The sequence below is a fragment of the Nocardioides sp. P4_G4 genome, assembly GCF_056401085.1.
In genome coordinates, this window is sequence record NZ_JBFUKA010000086.1 from 1 (window position 1) to 18,484 (window position 18,484).

Consider the following 18,484-nt stretch of genomic DNA (forward strand, 5'->3'; position numbering starts at 1 on the left):
GGTCGAGGTGCTCCAGCAGCGCACAGAACGCATGACCGAGACGGGTCGCGTACGGCACGGCGCTCTGCTCCCCCCCGCTGGCGTCGGAACCGTCGTCCTTGCGGGGGTTGGTCCACGCATGCAGGTACGTCAGCAACCGGCCGGCCGTGGCGTCGGGGACCCGGATCCGGATCGTCGTGGTCCCGTCACCGTGCGAACGCGTGGTCAGCGACGTCGTCTTCCGGGCGCGGCGTTCCTCGTCCTCCAGCCGCTTGCGCTCCTGCTCGTCGCCGACCTCGGGGGCGACGACGTCGAGGATCCGACTCCCCAGGACCCGCAGCTCGCTCGGGGTGAACGTGGCGGCGTGCTCGACCAGCACCCGCTCCGCATCTCTCACCACGTCCGCCGGGGTGTCGTCGGGCAGGTCATCAAGGGCACGGGCGATCACGTCGGCCTGCGCCGTCGACACCTCCCCGGACCCATGCCCGTCGGCGAGGACCGTCCACCGCTCGGCGAGCGACCTGGCCAGCGTCATGTCCCGACGCGCCCGGCCACGATCGGCCCTCACGGTCCGCTGGAACCACGCCGCCACGTCGCGGTCACCCGCCTCTTCGGCCACGTCGTCGGCCACGGCCATCAACCGCAGCCGGACCGACGCCACCCGCGACTCGAGCCGCGCCAGCTCCACCAGCGCCGCGGCCTTCTCGGCCGGCGACAGGTAGAACAGCTCGACCTGGCCCACCTTGTCCAGCGCGGCCGAGATCGCCTCGGCTGCCTCCTGAACCAGGTGTCCGGTCGTCATGTCAGCCCCCCGCTGATCGGCCGCTGGGTGGTCCCACGGGCGGGACCTGCGGCGTACAATCAGTTTATTCGAACAAGTGTTCTAGTTCTATACCCAGTATGAGTCTGTGGATCAGATGCGCTTGGACGCGGAGGGCGTCGCCCCACTGCAACCGAGCCTGCGCGTCGGAAGGGGGAGCTCGGCGTGCTTCAGCGCAGGAAGCCGCCCGCTCGGCGTGCTGAAGCGCACGGAAGCGCCCGGTCGGCGTGCTTTAGTGCAAGAAACTGCCCGGTCGGCGCGCTTGAAGCGCACGGAAACGCCCGGTCGGCGTGCGTGAAGCGCCAGGAAGTGCCCGGTCAGCCCTCGGCCAGGAGCTCCYGCACCCGCGGGATGACCTCCTCGCCGTACAGCCGCACCGACTCCAGGCGCTGCTCGTGGGGGAGGGCGCCGACGGAGTACTTCAGCTGGAAGCGGGACAGGCCCAGCGTCGTGATGGCCCAGGCGATCTTGCGGGCCACCGTCTCGGGGGAGCCGACGAACATCGCCCCCTCCGGGGCGGCCGCCTGGTTGAAGGCGATCTGCGAGTAGGGGCCCCAGCCTCGCTCGCGGCCGAGGCGTGTGTAGAGCTCGGCCTGGTGGGGGTAGAGCTGCTCGCGGGCGAGCTCGTCCGTGGCCGCCACGTGGCCGGGCGAGTGCATGCCGATGGGCAGCTCCTCGCGCCCGTACTCGACCAGCGCCCGGCGGTAGAGGTCGGCGAACTGCACGAACCCGCGCGGGGAGCCGCCGATCACCGCCAGCACGAGCGGCATGCCGTAGTGCGCGGCCCGCACGACCGACTCCGGCGTGCCGCCGACCGCGATCCAGGCGGGCAGYCGTCCTGCTGCGGTGGTGGGGTAGACCTGCTTGCCCTCGAGCGGCGGGCGGATGCTGCCCTCCCACGTCACCGGCTCCTCGGACTGCAGGGCCGAGAACAGGTCGAGCTTCTCGGCGAAGAGCCGGTCGTAGTCGTCGAGCGAGAGCCCGAAGAGGCCGAAGGACTCGATGAAGGAGCCGCGGCCCAGCTGCACCTCGGCGCGCCCGGGCGCGACCGCGTCCAGCGTCGCGAAGCGCTGGTAGACCCGGATGGGGTCGTCGGAGCTGAGCACCGTCACGCCGGTGCCGAGCCGGATGCGACCGGTCTGCCCGGCGATCGCGGCCAGCACCACGTCGGGCGCCGAGATTGCGTAGTCCGCGCGGTGGTGCTCCCCGAGCCCGAGGTAGTCGACCCCGACCCGGTCCGCCAGCACCCCCTCGGCGATGACCTGTCGGATCACCTCGGCGTGGTCGCCGGGACGGCCGTCCGCATCGAGCGGGACGTCTCCGAAGGTGTCGAGGCCGAGGGTGGGGCGGGCGCGGGTGCCGAGGGCGTCGTACGACATGCCCCGAACCTATCGGCCGCAGGCCAGCGGCAAGCCGGCCAGCGCAGAGCCGGCTAGCGGCAGGGGATGTCGCCGAGCCGGGCCAGGCCCTCGAGGTCGCCCGGGCCGTAGGTGGTGCGGGAGTTGGTGGGGTGCATCAGCTCGCCGGCGTCGTCCACGTGGGCGAGCCCGACGAGGTGCCCCAGCTCGTGCAGGACGACCGCCTCCAGGGGCTCGCGGGAGCCCGGGATCCAGCCGCTCACGTCGAACTGGTCGCGGTCCAGGGTGAGCACCCCGGTGGCGTACTGCCGCAGACCCGGCCGGACGTCGTACGACGCGCTGCCGCCGAGCCCGATCACGTCGCCCTCGAGGTCCGGCACCTCCTCGGGAGTCGCCCATGCGACCAGCACCGGCGGCGGGTCGCCGGCCAGGAAGCCCGCGTCGTAGGACCCCGGCCGGGCGTCGGACTCGCCCTCGTAGGTGAACTCCAGGCCGCTCGCGCGGCTGGTGGACTCGACCGCGTCGCGGATCAGCGGACCCCAGCCGTCGGGTGCCCCCTCCGGGTTGACGACGTAGGGGATCGCCCGGCAGGGGCTGTAGCCGACCGGCGCGTCGCTGCCGGGCTGGGTCTCGGCGAACGCGAAGGACCCCTCGCCCACGGCGTACGACGGGATCTCGCGCAGCCGGTCGTCGCCCAGCCCGAACAGCTCGCGCACGCGGGCCATCTCGCTGCCGGGGTGGAGCAGGACCACGCCGGCGAGCAGGAGCGCGGTGATCAGCAGGCCCGGCAGTGCCGGCCCGTGCGTACGACGCGGGGTGGTGCTCAGTGGGTGACCAGCCAGATGCCGACGGCGGCGGGCACCAGCCCGACGAACAGCCACGGGGTGAGGGGGCGCTYGCCGTGGATGAGGAAGGCCAGCGCGACACCGATGACACCGAACGCGCCGGCGATCAGGCACAGGCCGACCCGGGCGCCCGGGCGCGGGTCGTCGAGGAAGTACGCGGCGACGATCAGGCCCACCTCGAGGTGGAGGATCGTGGTGACGGCAAGGACCGACATCACCCAGCGCTGGACGTGGGAGAGCGACTTCTGCTCGCGCTCGCGCTCGTCCTGGGTACGACGGGGCGCGTTCGGGTCCATCAGGTGCCGCGCGCGGCGCGGCTGCTGCTGCTCGGTCACGCCACGAGTATCGCCCGTCGCACCTAGGTGCCGGTCAGGGCGGTGGCCGCAGCCTCGACGGCCTCGGGGGACAGCACGTGCTGGATGGCCATCGCAGCCGCCCCCAGGACGCCGGCCTCGGCGCCGGCGCGGCTGGTCTGGATGGCCAGGTGCTCGGTGGCCAGGGGCAGGGAGCGTTGGTAGACGACCTCGCGGATGCCGGCCAGCAGGTGCTCCCCGGCCGCGGACAGCTGACCGCCGATGACCACCGTCGAGGGGTTGATGACGTTGACCATGGTGGCCACGACCCCGCCGATGTCGCGACCGGCCTGACGGACCACGTCGATGGCGTCGCCGTCCCCGGCGCGCACGAGGTCGACGACGTCCTGCCCGGAGGAGGCGGTCTTCCCGCGCGCGGTGAGGAGCGAGGCCAGCGCGGGTCCGGCGGCGACGGCCTCGAGGCAGCCGAGGTTGCCGCAACGGCACCGGACGTCGTCGTGGCCCGCGACGTGCACGTGCCCGAGGTCGCCCGCGGTGCCCTGGGCGCCACGCTGCAACACTCCGCCAGAGACGATGCCGCCACCGATGCCGGTGGCGACCTTGATGAAGACCAGGTCGTCGACGTCGGCCAGGAAGGCCTGTCGCTCGCCGAGGGCCATGATGTTGACGTCGTTGTCGATGAGCACGGGGACGGCGAAGTGCTTCTGCAGGAAGCCGGGGACGTCGTACCGGTCCCAGCCGGGCATGATCGGCGGGTTGATGGGGCGGCCGGTGGAGTGCTCGACGGGACCGGGCAGGCCGATGCCGATCGCCGCCAGCGCGTCGAGGGTGCGCCGGCCGCGGCGCAGCAGCGCACGCACGGTCACCACGACCCAGCCCAGCACGGCCTCGGGGCCGTCGACGATGTCGATCTGTGCGGAGATCTCGGCCAGCAGCGCGCCGGAGAGGTCGCTGAGGACGGCCCGGGCGTGGGTGGCACCGATGTCGACGCCGACGACGACCTTCGCGGCCGGGTTGAGGGCGAAGAGTGCGGGCGGTCGTCCGCCGGTGGACTGGCCGCCTCCGTAGGGGGCGATGAGGCCCAGGCGCATGAGCGTGTCGATGCGCGCCGCCACGGTCGAGCGGGCGAGCCCGGTGGTCTCCGCGAGCTCCGAGCGAGTCCACGGGCGACCGTCTCGAAGGAGCTCGAAGACGTCACCGGTGCGCATGTCGGAAGTAGACCACCTCGGACTTGTCACGTCTATAGGGCAACTTTTGTCAGGTGCTCGACAAAAGTGTGTGAGACATGCCACAGTGCTCGCGTGGACAGCCTCGACACCCCCGTCAGCACCCCGGACCCCGGTCCCGTGCTCACCGTGCGCGGCCTCACCAAGAGCTTCGTGGGCAACCTCGTGCTCCACGGGGCCGACCTCGACCTGCTCCCGGGCCGGGTGCTCGGGCTGGTGGGCGAGAACGGTGCCGGCAAGTCGACCCTGATGAAGATCCTCGCCGGCGTGCACCAGGCCGACGAGGGCACGGTCGAGATCGCGGGCGAGCCCGTGTCCTTCAGCCACCCCGTCCAGGCCCAGCAGGCCGGTCTGTCGACGGTCTTCCAGGAGTTCAACCTCCTGCCCGAGCGCTCCGTCGCCGAGAACATCTGGCTGGGCCGCGAGCCCCGCCGCCACGGCCTCGTCGACACCCGCGCGATGAACCACGACACCGAGGAGCTGCTCACCGGGCTCGGGATCACCGGCCTCAAGGCCACCCGCCGGGTCCGCTCGCTGTCGGTGGCCGAGCAGCAGATCGTCGAGATCGCGAAGGCGGTGAGCTTCGACGCCCGGATCATCCAGATGGACGAGCCGACGGCCGCGCTCGCCGACCACGAGGTCGAGCTGCTCTACACGATCATCCGCCGGCTCACCGACCGCGGCGTCGCGATCATCTACGTCTCCCACCGGCTCAAGGAGATCTTCGACCTCTGCGACACCATCACGGTGCTCAAGGACGGCGTCCAGGTCACCACCCGGCCGGCCGCCGACCTCGACGAGGCCGCTCTCGTGCGCCTCATGGTCGGTCGCTCGATGTCCTCGTTCTTCCCCGACGCCCTCGAGGGCACCACGGTGACCGAGCCCCGGCTCGAGCTGCGCGGCGCCGGCAACGGCTACGTCGACGGCATCGACCTGACCCTGCGCGGCGGTGAGATCGTGGGCGTCGCCGGGCTGCAGGGCTCCGGTCGCACCGAGGTCCTCGAGGGGATCTTCGGGGTCACCCCGTTCAACCGCGGTGAGGTCCTCGTCGACGGCAGGGCCGTCGCGATCCGCACCCCCCGGCAGGCCGTCCGCCGCGGGCTGGCCCTCATCACCGAGGACCGCAAGGCCACCGGCCTCGCGCTGCACCAGTCGATCCTCGACAACGCGCTCGGCGTGGTCCGCGCGGTCTTCCCGTCACGCACCGGCGCCGCGCGCGACGCCGTACCGGCCACCCTCTCGACCCTCGCGGTCTCCGCGCGGTCGCTGGCGCAGGAGGCGCAGTTCCTCTCGGGCGGCAACCAGCAGAAGGTCGTCCTGGCCCRCTGGCTCTCGGCCCACCCGGGTGTCGTCCTCATGGACGAGCCCACGCGCGGCATCGACGTCGGCGCCAAGCACGCCATCTACGAGGTGATGCGCAGCCTCGCCGCCGAGGGGGTCGCGGTGCTCATGGTCTCCAGCGAGCTGCCCGAGGTGATCGGCATGTCCGACCGGATCCTCGTCATGAAGGACGGTCGGATCGCCGGCGAGCTCCCACGCGGGTCCACGGAGGAAGAAGTCCTGTCCGCGGCGACGGGCGTCGTCCCCGGTGGGACCGGCACCGACCAGCAGCAGGACGAGCGAGAGGTGGCACGGTGAAGATCCGTCCGAGCACAGTCACGTCCACGACCATCGTGTACGGCGTCCTGGTGGTCGCCGTGGTCGCCGGCGCCATCCTCACGGCCGTCAACGGCCGCAACTTCTTCAGCGTCGGCAACATCGACAACATCCTGACCACCACCAGCATCCTGGGCTTCATCGCGATCGGGCAGACCCTGGTGATCCTGGGCGGCTCGCTGGACCTGTCGGTGCCGTTCGTGGTCAGCCTGTCCAGCGTCGTCGGCGCCGGGGTGATGGTCGGGGAGTCGGCCAACATCGTGCCGGCGGTGCTGATCACCCTCGCCGTCGCGATGGCAATCGGCCTGGTCAACGGCCTGATCGTCACCTTCCTGCGGGTGCACGGCTTCATCGCCACCCTCGGCACGGGACTGATCATCTCCGGCTACCTCGCGAGCAGCTACAAGGGCAGCCACGGCAGCGCGCCGCTCGACTTCCGCCTGCTCGACGGGACCCGCATCGGCCCGGTCCCCATCTCCACCCTGATCATGCTGGGCTGCGCGGGGCTGGCGATCGTGATGCTGCGGCGGACGCGGCTCGGCCTGCACCTGTACGCCGTCGGCGGCAACGCCGAGGTCGCCCGTCTCTCCGGCCTGCGCACCTCGGTGCCGATCATCGCCGCCCACGTCATCTGCTCGGCCCTGGCCGCGGTGGCGGGACTGCTGCTGCTGGCCCGGCTCAGCGTCGGCAACCCGACCATCGGGTCGCAGGGCGGCTACGACCTGATGTCGATCGCCGCGGTGGTGCTCGGCGGCACGCTGCTCTCCGGCGGCAAGGGCAGCATCACCGGCACCCTCGCCGGGGTCGCCATCTTCGCCGTGATCGACAACGTCATGGGCGTCATGCAGGTCAACCCGTTCCTGCGCGACGTCGTCCGCGGCGTGGTGATCGTGGTCGCGGTGGCGGTCTACGCCCGCCGCGAGCTCGACGCCCGGCCGCACCGCTTCGAACGACCCACCGGACTCGACGCCGCGCTGCAGGAGGCCCGATGAGCACCGCCACCCCCTCCATCACCACGACCGAGACCGAGGCCCGTCCGGCGCTCCCCGCCCACCAGGGGAGCCTCGGCAGCCGCATCGCGACCGGGCTCGCCACCCCGGGGGGCGCCGTCTTCGTGCTGGTCGGCGTGCTCGTGGTCGCGATCATGATCTCCAACCCCAACTTCACCGACCCGGGCGCGCTGATCCGCTTCGCCGGCCGGACGGCGCCGATCGCCATCGCCGCGATGGGCCAGTACTACGTCATCGTCAGCGGCGAGTTCGACCTCTCCATGGGGGCGGTGATCGCCACCCAGGTGGTGCTCGCCGGCAACTTCATCGGCCAGGACGAGGGCCGCATCGTCCCCGGGCTGCTGCTGATGCTGGCCGTGGGCGCCCTCATCGGCATCATCAACGGACTGGTCACCACGCTGCTGCGGGTGCCCAGCTTCATCGTCACCCTGGGCATGATGCTGGCCCTGTCGGGCCTGGTCCGCTACATCACCGGCGGTGCCGCCAGCGGCAACCCGGTCGACTCGTTCCGTCAGATCGGTCGCGGCGGCATCGAGGACGTGCCGGTCGTCGACGTCATCCCCTACCCGCTGATCATCCTGGTGGTCATCGCGGCGCTGTCGGTCTGGCTGATGCGCCGGCCCTTCGGCCGCACCCTCATCGCCGCGGGCGACAACCCGGAGGCCACCCGCTACTCCGGGGCGCCGCTGTGGTCGTACAAGACGCGTGCCTTCGTGCTCTCCTCGCTGGCCGCCACCGTGTCCGGAATCCTGCTCGTCGGGTACGCCGGCGTGCACCCCTCGGTGGGCGACGGCTACGAGTTCACCGCCATCACGGCGGTCGTCCTCGGTGGCGTCCTGCTCGGCGGCGGGCGGGGCTGGGTCCTCTCGGCCGCGGCCGGCGCCTTCGCCCTCGAGCTCCTCTTCACCCTGCTGAGCTCTCTCGGGGTCACCTCCACCTGGAGGGACACCGTCCAGGGGCTGATCATCATCGCCGCCGTCGCCGTATCGGCGCGGGCCTGGCAGGTCGGCCGCCGTCCCCGGCGTACGACAGCCCCCACGGATCCATCCCAGACCGACACCGCACCACCCACGGGAACACCTTCACCCAACCAGCCCACACCGGGCGCAACCACAGGAGAAAACTGATGCGCAGGACCATCAGGGGGACGCTCGCGTCCGCCGCAGTGCTGGCCGTGCTGGCTGGCTGCAGCACCGACGTCGAGGAGCCCGCAGACTCGACCGCCACCGAGTCGAGCAGCGAGTCCACCGACGACGCCGCCTCCGGCGACGAGGGCGAGTGGTTCGTCCAGGCCGACTACGACGAGCAGGACCAGCAGCGCTCGGCCACCTTCGAGGGCGACGAGGCCGAGCCGTGGCTGCAGTACATCGACGGCGAGATGACCGACACCGCGGAGTTCAAGGCCGACGGCGCCCAGAAGGTGTGCTTCGCCAACGCCTCGGTCAGCAACCCGTGGCGCCAGACCGGCTTCATCACCATGACCCAGCAGCTCAAGGCCCTGCAGGACAAGGGCGTCATCTCCGACATGGAGGTGCGTGACGCGCAGGACGACGACAACACGCAGCTGGCCGACATCGACTACTTCATCTCCGAGGGCAAGTGCGACGCCTTCGTCATCTCGCCCAACTCGACGGCGGCCATGACCCCGGGCGTCGAGCGGGCCTGCGAGACCGGCAAGCCGGTCGTCGTCTTCGACCGTGGCGTCGAGACCGACTGCGCCACGACCTTCATCCACCCCATCGGTGGCTACGCGTGGGGCATCGACACCGCCGAGTTCCTCTCCGACAACCTGGAGGAGGGCGACAAGGTCATCGCGCTGCGCATCCTTCCCGGCGTCGACGTGCTGGAGACCCGCTGGGCCGCCGCCAAGAAGATCTTCGACGAGAACGGCATCGAGGCCGAGGACTTCTTCACCGGCGCCGACCCGACCAAGATCAAGACGATCATCACCGACGCGCTCAACCAGGGCGAGGTCGACGGTGTGTGGATGGACGCCGGTGACGGTGCCGTCGCGGCCATCGAGGCGTTCGAGGACGCCGGCGTCGACTACCCCGTCATGACGGGTGAGGACGAGATGAGCTACCTGCGCAAGTGGGAGGACACCGGCCTCACCGGCCTGGCCCCGGTCTACTCCAACTTCCAGTGGCGCACCCCGCTGCTGGCGCTGGAGAAGATCTTCGCCGGCGAGGAGGTTCCCGCGGAGTGGGTCCTGCCGCAGGTGCCGATCACCGAGGACGAGCGGGCCGACTACCTCGAGGCCAACGACGGGATGCCCGACGGTCACTACGCCAAGTTCGGTGGCGAGGACCTCCCCGGCTTCCCCGAGGCCTGGCAGGACCGCTGATCCGGGTCCGGTCCGACCCCGGTCCCATCTGAAGGCCGGTCGGCCACGAACCCCGACTCCACGTCGGGCCCGTCGTGGCCGGCCGGCACCCACCGCCCCGATCTCTGGGAGGACGTCCTCGTGCGCCCCATCGGCATCAACACCTGGGTCTGGGCATCGCCCCTGACCGATGCCACGCTCGACCCGTTGCTCGACCACATCGCCGACCTCGGCTTCGATGCCGTCGAGCTGCCCCTGGAGAGCGCGGGGGACCTGACCGTCGACGCCGTCGGTGCCGCGCTCGAGCGCACCGGCCTCGCGCCGTACGTCGTGGGCGCCATGGCCCCGGGCCGGGACCTGGTGGACACCGACGCGGCCACCGTCGCCTCCACCCAGGACTACCTCCGGGCGTGCATCGACCTGGCCGCCGGCATCGGCGCGCCGGCGGTCTGCGGCCCCTTCTACGCCAGCACCGGCCGGGTGTGGCGCCTCGACGCCGAGGAGCGGCAGCAGGCGTACGCCGCGTGGCGGGCCGGGCTCGCGCCGGTCGTCGACCACGCCGGCGAGCGCGGGGTCGTGATCGGCATCGAGCCGCTGAACCGCTACGAGACCTCGCTGGTCAACACCGTCGACCAGGCCCTCACCGGGCTCGCTCCGCTCCTGGGGCCGGCTCTCGGTCTGGCCCTGGACACCTACCACCTGAACATCGAGGAGCGGTCCAGCGCGGGCGCCGTACGCGCGGCCGGGCCGCACCTGGCCCACCTGCAGGTCTGCGGCAGCGACCGCGGTGCCCCGGGCGGCGACCAGACAGACTGGCCGGCGCTGATGGCCGCGCTGGACGACGTGGGCTACGCAGGCCCGCTCAACATCGAGAGCTTCACCGCCGAGAACGCGTCGATCGCGACGGCGGCGTCCATCTGGCGCCCACTGGCGGCCACGCAGGACGACCTGGCCCGTGACGGACTGCAGTTCCTGCAGGGACTCGTCGCGACGGCCGCTGACCAGGGAGGAACGCAGTGACCGACGCAGCGACGGACGCAGTCCCGGACGCCGGGCCGAGCGGGCGCCCGACCGTGGGGGTGGCCGTCGTCGGCTACTCCTTCATGGGCAAGGCCCACTCCAACGCCTGGCGCAACGTGGGCGCGTTCTACCCCGACGCGCCCCGGCCCGTGCAGCGCGTGCTCGTGGGCCGTGACCCGCACCGGGTCCGCGAGGCCGCGGACCGCTACGGCTGGCAGGAGGCCGCCACCGACTGGCGCGCCGTGATCGAGCGCGACGACATCCAGGTCGTCGACATCTGTACCCCCGGCCACCTGCACGCCGAGATCGCCGAGGCCGCCCTCGCCGCCGGCAAGCACGTGCTCCTCGAGAAGCCGCTCGCCAACACGGTGCCGGAGTCCGAGGCGCTCGTCGTCGCCGCCGAGGCGGCCGCCTCCCGCGGCGTGCTGTCGATGGTCGGCTTCAACTACCGCCGCGTGCCGGCCCTGGCCCTGGCCCGCGAGCTCATCGCCGCCGGCCGGCTGGGCGAGGTGCGAGAGGTGCGGGCGGCGTACCTCCAGGACTGGCTCGTGGACGCCGCCGCCCCGATGGCCTGGCGGCTGCGCAAGGAGGAGGCCGGCTCCGGCGCCCTCGGCGACCTGGGGTCCCACGTCGTCGACCAGGTGCAGTTCCTCCTCGGCGACACCGTGTCGTGGGCGAGCGGTCACCTGCGCACCTTCGTCCCCACGCGGTCCGGTGCGTCCGGCCCCGAGGACGTCACCGTCGACGACGCGGCCTGGGCCACCCTCGGCACCGCGCGCGGCGCGGTGGCCAGCGTCGAGGTGAGCCGGATGGCGCACGGGCACAAGAACGGCCTCTCGCTCGAGGTCTACGGCTCGCAGGGGTCGCTGCGCTTCGAGCTGGAGTCGCTCAACGAGCTGGTCGTCGACACCGGCGCCGGCGGCACCCGGATCCTGGTCACCGAGTCCGACCACCCGTACGTCGGGGCGTGGTGGCCGCCGGGCCACGTGCTCGGGTGGGACCACACGTTCGTCAACCAGGCCGCCGACCTGCTCACCTGCATCGCCGAGGGGCGCGCCCCGTCGCCGTCCTTCGCCGACGGTGCTCGCGTGCAGCGGGTGCTGGCGGCCATCGAGGCCAGTGCGGCACAGTCGGGCACCTGCGTCACCGTCGAGCCGGCGCCCGTGTCCTCGACCCCGCCCGCCGCGACCCCCGTCCCGGTGCCCGCCGCGGCATCGCCCGTCAGCCTGGAGCAGCGCCCATGACCCGTCCGTACACCCTCTTCACCGGCCAGTGGGCCGACCTGACGCTCGAGGAGGTCGCCGGGCTGGCGGCCGGCTGGGGCTACGACGGGCTCGAGATCGCGGTCTCCGGCGAGCACCTCGACGCCTGGCGCTGGGACGACGACGACTACGTCGCCGAGCGGCTCTCGATCCTCGAGCGGCACGGCCTGAAGCTGTGGGCCATCTCCAACCACCTCACCGGCCAGGCGGTCTGCGACGACCCGATCGACTTCCGCCACGAGGCGATCCTCCGGCCGCGGGTCTGGGGCGACGGATCGCCCCAGGGCGTGCGCACGCGCGCCGCCGAGGAGATGCAGCACACCGCGCGGCTGGCCCAGAAGCTCGGCGTGACGACGGTGGTCGGCTTCACCGGCTCCGCCATCTGGCAGTACGTCGCGATGTTCCCGCCGGTGCCCGCCTCGCGGATCGAGGCCGGGTACCAGGACTTCGCCGATCGCTGGAACCCCATCCTCGACGTCTTCGACGAGTGCGGCGTGCGGTTCGCGCACGAGGTGCACCCCTCCGAGATCGCCTACGACTACTGGTCCACGGTGCGCACGCTGGAGGCCATCGGCCACCGTGAGGCCTTCGGGCTGAACTGGGACCCGAGCCACATGATGTGGCAGGACCTCGACCCCGTCGCGTTCATCACCGACTTCGCCGACCGGATCTACCACGTGGACTGCAAGGACACCCGGATGCGGCTCGGCGGCGGGCGCAACGGCGTGCTCTCCTCGCACCTGCCCTGGGGGGACCAGCACCGTGGCTGGGACTTCGTGTCCGCCGGGCGCGGGGACGTGCCGTGGGAGGACTGCTTCCGGGCGCTGCGGGCCATCGGCTACGACGGGCCGATCTCGGTGGAGTGGGAGGACGCCGGGATGGACCGGCTCCGGGGCGCTCCCGAGGCGCTGGAGTTCCTCCGCGGGTTCGACTTCGAGCCGCCGAGCGCGTCCTTCGACGCGGCGTTCTCGCAGTAGGTCTCGCGGGCTCGGCATGGCTCGGCCGGCTGCCCGCGCTCGGGTCGACCCGGGCGCGCCCGCGTCCGCGTCCGCCCGCGAGCGGTGACTGACCGACATTCCCGTCGCCGCGACTGTGGCCTGGTGACCGCCCGGGCGCGTGTCTCGCCACGCCACGCCCGGGGGAGGTGTCCCAGCCACCTTCCTGGTCGCAGGAATGTGGCCTGCTCACCGCTTCTCCGGGCGCGCCCCGAGCCCGGGTCGCTCCCAAGCGGGCGGTGCGACGCGTCAGGGGGCGATGGTCAGGAACACGAAGGCCGCGAGCACGACGAGGTGTACGCCGCCCTGGAGCGGCTTGGAGCGTCCCGGCAGCACCGTCAGGATGCTGACGATCACCGTCATGAACAGCAGCACGATCTGCACGCTGTCGAGGCCCAGGGCCAGCGGCCCGTCCAGCCAGATCGAGGCGACCGCGATGGCCGGGATGGTGAGGCCGATGGACGCCATCGCGGAGCCGAGCGCGAGGTTGAGGCTGACCTGCACGCGCTCGCGGGCGGCGGCCCGCACGGCGGCGATGGACTCGGGGGCCAGCACCAGCAGGGCGATGACGACGCCGACGACGGCGTTGGGGAAGCCGACCGCGTCGACGGCGTCCTCGATGGAGGGGGACTCGACCTTCGCCAGGCCGACGACCGAGACGAGCGACACGATCAGCAGTGCCAGGCTGATCGCGGTGGCGCGACCGCTCGGCGGGTCGGCGTGGCCGTCCCCGTCCTGGTCGAGGGTGGCGCCGTCGCGGTCGACCGAGAGGAAGAAGTCGCGGTACTGGCCGGTCTGGGTCACCACGAACATCCCGTAGAGGACGAGGGACGCCACGGCCACGAAGGCCAGCTGGGTGCCGGAGTACTCCGGTCCGCTCTGGGAGGTGGTGAACGTCGGCAGCACCAGGCAGATGGTGGCCAGGATGATGACCGTGGTCAGCGCCGACGCGGTGCCCTCGGGGTTGAACACCGCCATCCGGTGCCTCCTCGCGCTCACCAGCAGCGACAGGCCCATGATGCCGTTGACGGTGATCATCACCGCGGCGAAGACCGTGTCCCTCGCGAGCCCCGAGGTGTCGCCCTTGCTGGTCACCATCAAGGTGACGATGAGGCCGACCTCGATGATGGTCACCGCGACCGCCAGCAGCAGCGACCCGAAGGGCTCACCCACCTTGTGGGCCACCACCTCGGCGTGGTGCACGGCGCTGACGACGGCACCCATGAGGAGCACGGCGACCAGGGCCAGCACCACGGGGCCGGGGTAGCGCCCCCAGGTGAGGACCAGCAGGAGCGCGGCCAGGATCGGGGTGTACGTGGTCCAGCTCGGCAGGCGCATGGCCTCACCCTATTTGGTGGGAGGTCACCCCCCGGGCGTGCTCAGCTTCTCGAGCCGCGCGGTCAGCAGCGGCACCCGGTGTGCATTGCCGGTCAGGTCGACGTACTGCCGGCCGAAGATCGCGAGCAGCGCGTCGTCGAGGCGTCGTACGGCGCCGGCCGGGTAGCGGTAGCCCATCCGCCGGATGATCGCGTCCGGGTCGACCGAGGTGAGCAGCCCGCCCAGCTCGTCGAGGGACGTGACGCCCAGCTCGAGGAGGAGCCCGGCGATCCAGCCGTAGTGGTCGGTGTGCGACCAGCCGGCGTCGGCGTACTGCCCGGCGAGGAAGGTCGCCAGCTCCTGCGCGCTGATCCGCGGGTCGCTGGGGTCCTCCTCGTGCGGCTGGAGGGGGGCCGCGGCCTGGAGGCGCTCCCGGATCGCCGAGAACTCGTGGTCGGCGAGCTCGAGCAGCCCGGCCGCGAGGGTGAAGCGTCGGTCCAGGTCGGGGGCGTGCTCGGCGGGGACCGTGCCCTTGTAGCGGATGTCGTGCTCGAACTCGGCCCACGCGTGCTGCAGCACCGTGCGCACCTGCACGCTCGCGCGGTGGCCCGCCAGGTCGTCGTACGTCGCGGGCGCGGGGTCGTCGGGCGTGACGAGGAGGTGGCGGCTCGCGTAGCCGAAGCGGCCCTCCCGTGCGGTCTCCTGGCCGAGGTCGCGGTCGTCGAGCATCTGCAGCTCGTCGTCGAGCAGCCCGGCGACCGCCGCCACGTCGGCGTGCACGTAGGTGATGACACGGACCCCGACCTGGTCGGTGATCTGGCGCTGCGGGTCCGGGTAGAGGAGGCGTCCGTCGACGGTGCGGGCGGCCTTGGCGGCGAAGGACGCCACGCTCTTGGTGCGACCGTCGACGCTCAGGTAGTTGATGCCCGCGTCGTCGAGCAGGGTCCGGATGAGCTCCACGAAGCGCGCCGTGACCGGCACCAGCCCGGGCTGGACGGCGGCGTACTCCCGCACGGCCTCGCGCACCGGCTGGTCGTCGGGCCGGGGAGTGCCGTCAGGACCGGGGGCGTGGGTGACACCGGTGGTGACAGGGGCGTCGGCGGATGCGTTCTCGGACGGGGACACGCGCCCAGCCTGCCCTGTCGCGCCTGAGCGTGCACGCACGACCCACAGGCTGGCCGGTCGTGCGTCCGCCCGCGCCGCCGACCGTCCACAGATGATCACCGGGACGTGCCCCTCCACAGTCGTACGCCGCGTGGGCATGGTTGTCGGTGCCCGTCGGGATGGTCCCGACATGGACATCGACACCTCCGGCACCGACCACGACACCAACAGCACCGATGCCGACGACACCGACGAGGTCGCCGGTCGCGAGCGGCTGCGCGTGACCCCGGCGCTGCCACGGGACGACGTCGTCTTCCTCGCCGRCTTCGGGCGCCACCCCGTGCGCGATCACGGGGGAGCCCCTCTCGCCCTCCCGCGCCGGGTGGGCAGGATCTGGCCGCGACAGCCGCCCGGACCCTGCCCCTGGGTGCCGTGCGCCGACGGCTGCTGCCTCCGCCTCGCCGGGCGGACGGGCGTGGTGACGGCCGGTGCCTGGCTGCGGTTCCTGCTGGCGGAGTTCCTCGAGAAGGCGCACGACGTCGGTGGGACCGTCGAGCTGCCCGGCCACGGGCGGGCCCGGGCCGTGCTGATGGTCGACGCGTCCGAGGTGTTCGAGGGCGAGATCGAGTCCGGGCTCGGACGGACCGGCAGGCTCGGTGACCACGAGGAGCCGTGGTCGGGGTGACCCGCGACCCCTGGTCAGCTCAGCACCCCCGCGGCCCGTGCCGGTTCGGCGTAGGCCTGCGCCAGCGTGGCCGCCGTGTGGTGGGCGTTGAGTCCGCTCGGGTTGGGCACGACCCACAGCCGAGCGCCACCGAGCGCCTCGGGCTGCTCCCCGACCACGGCCTTCGGCAGCCCGAACGCCTGGCGGTACGCCGTGATCCCGGCGACGGCCACGACGCGCGGACGCCGCTCCTCCACGAGGGCGGTGAGTGCCGAGGCGCCGTCGCGCAGCTCGTCGCGGGTCAGCTCGTCGGCCCGGGCGGTGGCCCGGCGGACGAGGTTGGTGATCCCGATGCCCCGGGCCCGCAGATGGTCGCGGTCGGAGTCGGTCATCCCTGCGGCCGGGTCGATGCGGCGCTCGAGGATCCCTGCCTGCAGCAAGGCGGGGTAGAAGCGGTTGGCGGGGTGGGCGAAGTGGGTGCTGGTCGCCGCGGTCCACAGCCCGGGGTTGATCCCCACGAACAGCAGCCGCAGGTCCGGACCGAGCAGGTCGGGGACCTCGGCGCCGCGGAAGGACTCGAGCTCGGCACGGCTGAAGCGAGGCATGCGGCGAGCCTAGGACGCCGAGCTGTCGGGAACGGCTGCGGCGTCGCTATCGTCCCAGTCACCATGACGCACATGCTGAGCAGCGCGACGGCCCGCCTCGTCCTCACGGGAGCACTCGCTGCCGCCGTCCTCGCGGGCTGCGGCCAGTCCGACGGGAGCGGGTCCGCCGACACCGCGACCGAGCCCACCACCAGCACCAGCGCGAGCGACGAGGGCACGCCCGGTCCGGGCGACTCGTCGAGCGCCACGGGAGGTGGGGGCGACACCTCGACGCAGGGCGACACCTCGACCGGCGGCGGTGCCGTCCTGGTGGCCGGCGACACGGCCTCGACCTCCACGACACTCATCGTCAGCGCCTCCAACGCCGACGGCGAGGTGACCCCGCAACCCGTGCCGCTGACGGACAGGGCCGCGGTGGAGGACTTCACCGCCACCTTCGGTGCCGACCTCGGTCCGCAGGTCGAGGCGGCGGTGCGGGACACCGACGTACCGGACGGCCAGACCCTGATGGGCGCGGTGGTCGCCATCGGCTGCGACGAGCCGACCGGCATCGAGCTCACCAAGACCTTCGAGGGCTACGAGGTGAAGGGAATCGTCCCCAAGTCCGGGGTGCAGTGCCTCGTGGCCGTCACCTCGGTCGCACTGTTCCTCGTCGACGCCCCGTAGACCCGGTCGTCGAGGCAGGGCGTCAGGGCGTCGGAGTGGGCGTCGGCGTGGGGGCCGGCGTCGGGACGGGCGTGGGGACCGGCGTCGGGGTGGGCACCACCGGAGGCGTGATCGGCGGGAAGACGCCGTTGTAGAAGATGCCGACGGCGTTGGCCACCTTGCGCTCGTAGCCGTCGGAGGGCTCGTTGATGAGCCCCATCTCGCCGGTCACCTTGCGCGAGTACATGGTGGAGGACCCGCCGCCGTCGAGGTTGAGGGCGTTCTCCGCGCCGAGCGTCGACATCATGGTGGCCAGCTCGACCATGGTGTAGCCCCGGCTGTAGGCGGAGCGGCCGTCGATGACGAGGAAGAGCAGCCGGTTGCCGTCGGTGTCGATGCCCACGGAGGTCCGGGGGTGCAGCAGGCGGTCGTTGACGACCGTGCGCACGCCGTCGAGCAGGATGGCCCGGTCGCCCGAGACGGCCATGGTGGCGCTCGGCTTGCTCTTGTACTTGAAGGTCGCCTTGCGTCCGACCTTGAGCTGCTTGAGCAGCCTGGCGGCCGAGCCGCGGCCGACGATGACCTGGCCCTTGACCTTCTTGCCCTTGGAGAGCACGGCCTTGTTGGACTTGATGCGTCCGTCGACGACGACGACCTCGCGGACGTCCTTGTCGCCGTCGGTCACCGAGTAGCCCTTGGTCCAGCCCCAGTCGGAGGTGTACAGGCCCAGGGTGTTGTCGGCGACCGTCGCGGCGTTGAGGCCGGAGACGGGCCAGCGGGGGCGCTGGCGCAGCTTGGTCTTCGTCACCATCGGGCCCACGTGGTAGCCGGTGGCGTCGAGGTAGAAGGACGCGTTCTCCGGGATCCAGCCGGTCGCCGACCCGTTGATGATGCCTCGCTCGCGGTCCACCGCGGGGCCGAGCGCGGCCCCGGTGTCGGAGATGTCGAAGAAGTCACCGTTGACCGCTCCGATGGCCCCCTCGAGGGCCCCGAAGTTGCTCACGGTCTTGCGGCGCACGGCGTACTTGCTGCCGAGGTGGTCGATGGAGATGTTGGCGGCGTTGAGGTCCACGGTGAGCAGGTTGGCGCGGATCGGACCGCGCGCGTCGACCTGGTCCCACTCACGGATCTGGATGCCGGGCGCGATGTCGTAGGTGACGTCGCTGGTCACCCGGGCCTTCGCCCGCCGTCCCGCCGGCCACGGCTTCGCGATCTCCCCGCGCACGCCGTCGGACGTCTGGCCCGGCGTCCGCAGCACCGTGCCGGGGTGGGCCAGGGCGCGGCGCTGGGCGGGCGTGAGCCCGCCGCCGTCCCCCCTCGGCGCGTCGGACCCCTGCGGGC

The 18,484-nt window shown here is 72.2% G+C and carries 18 protein-coding genes; 9 read left to right on the forward strand and 9 right to left on the reverse strand.

Features of this window, described 5'->3' with window-relative positions:
* From AC1DQF_RS17710 to AC1DQF_RS17730, 5 genes are all read right to left on the reverse strand, one after another.
* A partial coding sequence (locus AC1DQF_RS17710) for a DUF222 domain-containing protein (RefSeq protein ID WP_477526543.1) occupies positions 1-781 on the reverse strand: 781 nt, incomplete at its 3' end.
* A 335-nt stretch (positions 782-1,116) separates the two neighbouring features.
* On the reverse strand, positions 1,117-2,178 hold the full coding sequence (locus AC1DQF_RS17715; protein ID WP_477526544.1) for an LLM class flavin-dependent oxidoreductase: 1,062 nt from the start codon (positions 2,176-2,178) through the stop codon (positions 1,117-1,119).
* Positions 2,179-2,231: 53 nt separating this feature from the next.
* Positions 2,232-3,038, reverse strand: a complete 807-nt coding sequence (locus AC1DQF_RS17720; RefSeq protein ID WP_477526545.1) for a matrixin family metalloprotease — start codon at positions 3,036-3,038, stop codon at positions 2,232-2,234.
* Entirely contained in the window at positions 2,981-3,337 is a 357-nt protein-coding gene (locus AC1DQF_RS17725; protein WP_477526546.1) for a hypothetical protein, read from the reverse strand. The genes AC1DQF_RS17720 and AC1DQF_RS17725 overlap by 58 nt, the downstream gene beginning before the upstream one ends.
* A gap of 23 nt (positions 3,338-3,360) precedes the next feature.
* Positions 3,361-4,524 carry an ROK family transcriptional regulator gene (locus AC1DQF_RS17730; RefSeq protein WP_477526547.1) on the reverse strand — a complete coding sequence of 388 codons (1,164 nt, stop codon included), beginning with the start codon at positions 4,522-4,524 and terminating at the stop codon, positions 3,361-3,363.
* A 93-nt stretch (positions 4,525-4,617) separates the two neighbouring features.
* Between AC1DQF_RS17730 and AC1DQF_RS17735 the strand changes: the two genes are divergently transcribed.
* The 7 genes from AC1DQF_RS17735 (at position 4,618) to AC1DQF_RS17765 (ending at position 12,790) form a co-directional block, all read left to right on the forward strand.
* A complete protein-coding gene (locus AC1DQF_RS17735) occupies positions 4,618-6,180 on the forward strand; it encodes a sugar ABC transporter ATP-binding protein (protein ID WP_477526548.1) in 1,563 nt (520 codons plus the stop codon).
* Positions 6,177-7,190 (forward strand): ABC transporter permease, encoded by a 1,014-nt coding sequence (locus AC1DQF_RS17740; RefSeq protein WP_477526549.1) that lies wholly within the window; start codon positions 6,177-6,179, stop codon positions 7,188-7,190. The genes AC1DQF_RS17735 and AC1DQF_RS17740 overlap by 4 nt, the downstream gene beginning before the upstream one ends.
* Positions 7,187-8,335, forward strand: coding sequence for an ABC transporter permease (locus AC1DQF_RS17745; RefSeq protein WP_477526550.1), 1,149 nt, complete (start codon positions 7,187-7,189; stop codon positions 8,333-8,335). The genes AC1DQF_RS17740 and AC1DQF_RS17745 overlap by 4 nt, the downstream gene beginning before the upstream one ends.
* The gene (locus AC1DQF_RS17750) at positions 8,335-9,552 is read left to right on the forward strand and encodes a substrate-binding domain-containing protein (protein ID WP_477526551.1); all 1,218 of its coding nucleotides are present in this window, start codon (positions 8,335-8,337) and stop codon (positions 9,550-9,552) included. The genes AC1DQF_RS17745 and AC1DQF_RS17750 overlap by 1 nt, the downstream gene beginning before the upstream one ends.
* Positions 9,553-9,672: 120 nt before the next feature.
* A complete protein-coding gene (locus AC1DQF_RS17755) occupies positions 9,673-10,551 on the forward strand; it encodes a sugar phosphate isomerase/epimerase family protein (RefSeq protein WP_477526552.1) in 879 nt (292 codons plus the stop codon).
* Positions 10,548-11,795, forward strand: a complete 1,248-nt coding sequence (locus AC1DQF_RS17760) for a Gfo/Idh/MocA family protein (protein ID WP_477526553.1) — start codon at positions 10,548-10,550, stop codon at positions 11,793-11,795. The genes AC1DQF_RS17755 and AC1DQF_RS17760 overlap by 4 nt, the downstream gene beginning before the upstream one ends.
* Positions 11,792-12,790 (forward strand): sugar phosphate isomerase/epimerase family protein, encoded by a 999-nt coding sequence (locus AC1DQF_RS17765; protein ID WP_477526554.1) that lies wholly within the window; start codon positions 11,792-11,794, stop codon positions 12,788-12,790. Before AC1DQF_RS17760 ends, AC1DQF_RS17765 begins: the two co-directional genes overlap by 4 nt.
* A gap of 267 nt (positions 12,791-13,057) precedes the next feature.
* Here the strand turns inward: AC1DQF_RS17765 and AC1DQF_RS17770 are convergent, their stop codons facing one another.
* The gene (locus AC1DQF_RS17770) at positions 13,058-14,146 is read right to left on the reverse strand and encodes a calcium:cation antiporter (RefSeq protein WP_477526555.1); all 1,089 of its coding nucleotides are present in this window, start codon (positions 14,144-14,146) and stop codon (positions 13,058-13,060) included.
* Positions 14,147-14,170: 24 nt separating this feature from the next.
* Positions 14,171-15,250, reverse strand: a complete 1,080-nt coding sequence (locus tag AC1DQF_RS17775) for a GTP pyrophosphokinase (RefSeq protein ID WP_477526556.1) — start codon at positions 15,248-15,250, stop codon at positions 14,171-14,173.
* 169 nt (positions 15,251-15,419) lie between these two features.
* Between AC1DQF_RS17775 and AC1DQF_RS17780 the strand changes: the two genes are divergently transcribed.
* The gene (locus tag AC1DQF_RS17780) at positions 15,420-15,914 is read left to right on the forward strand and encodes a hypothetical protein (protein WP_477526557.1); all 495 of its coding nucleotides are present in this window, start codon (positions 15,420-15,422) and stop codon (positions 15,912-15,914) included.
* A 14-nt stretch (positions 15,915-15,928) separates the two neighbouring features.
* Here the strand turns inward: AC1DQF_RS17780 and AC1DQF_RS17785 are convergent, their stop codons facing one another.
* Positions 15,929-16,498 (reverse strand): mismatch-specific DNA-glycosylase, encoded by a 570-nt coding sequence (locus tag AC1DQF_RS17785; RefSeq protein WP_477526558.1) that lies wholly within the window; start codon positions 16,496-16,498, stop codon positions 15,929-15,931.
* 63 nt (positions 16,499-16,561) lie between these two features.
* Between AC1DQF_RS17785 and AC1DQF_RS17790 the strand changes: the two genes are divergently transcribed.
* The gene (locus AC1DQF_RS17790; protein WP_477526559.1) at positions 16,562-17,164 is read left to right on the forward strand and encodes a hypothetical protein; all 603 of its coding nucleotides are present in this window, start codon (positions 16,562-16,564) and stop codon (positions 17,162-17,164) included.
* A gap of 22 nt (positions 17,165-17,186) precedes the next feature.
* On the opposite strand, the gene AC1DQF_RS17795 is transcribed toward AC1DQF_RS17790, so the two are convergent.
* On the reverse strand, positions 17,187-18,484 hold a 1,298-nt coding region (locus AC1DQF_RS17795; RefSeq protein ID WP_477526560.1), incomplete at its 5' end, for a phosphodiester glycosidase family protein.

What these genes read in the sequence shown, in the direction of transcription:
- AC1DQF_RS17730 (WP_477526547.1), bottom strand. Translation starts at nt 4,524, where the DNA reads ATGCGCACCGGTGACGTCTTCGAGCTCCTTCGAGACGGTCGCCCGTGG.
- AC1DQF_RS17765 (WP_477526554.1), top strand. Translation starts at nt 11,792, where the DNA reads ATGACCCGTCCGTACACCCTCTTCACCGGCCAGTGGGCCGACCTGACG.
- AC1DQF_RS17790 (WP_477526559.1), top strand. Translation starts at nt 16,562, where the DNA reads ATGACGCACATGCTGAGCAGCGCGACGGCCCGCCTCGTCCTCACGGGA.
- AC1DQF_RS17745 (WP_477526550.1), top strand. Translation starts at nt 7,187, where the DNA reads ATGAGCACCGCCACCCCCTCCATCACCACGACCGAGACCGAGGCCCGT.
- AC1DQF_RS17785 (WP_477526558.1), bottom strand. Translation starts at nt 16,498, where the DNA reads ATGCCTCGCTTCAGCCGTGCCGAGCTCGAGTCCTTCCGCGGCGCCGAG.
- AC1DQF_RS17750 (WP_477526551.1), top strand. Translation starts at nt 8,335, where the DNA reads ATGCGCAGGACCATCAGGGGGACGCTCGCGTCCGCCGCAGTGCTGGCC.
- AC1DQF_RS17770 (WP_477526555.1), bottom strand. Translation starts at nt 14,146, where the DNA reads ATGCGCCTGCCGAGCTGGACCACGTACACCCCGATCCTGGCCGCGCTC.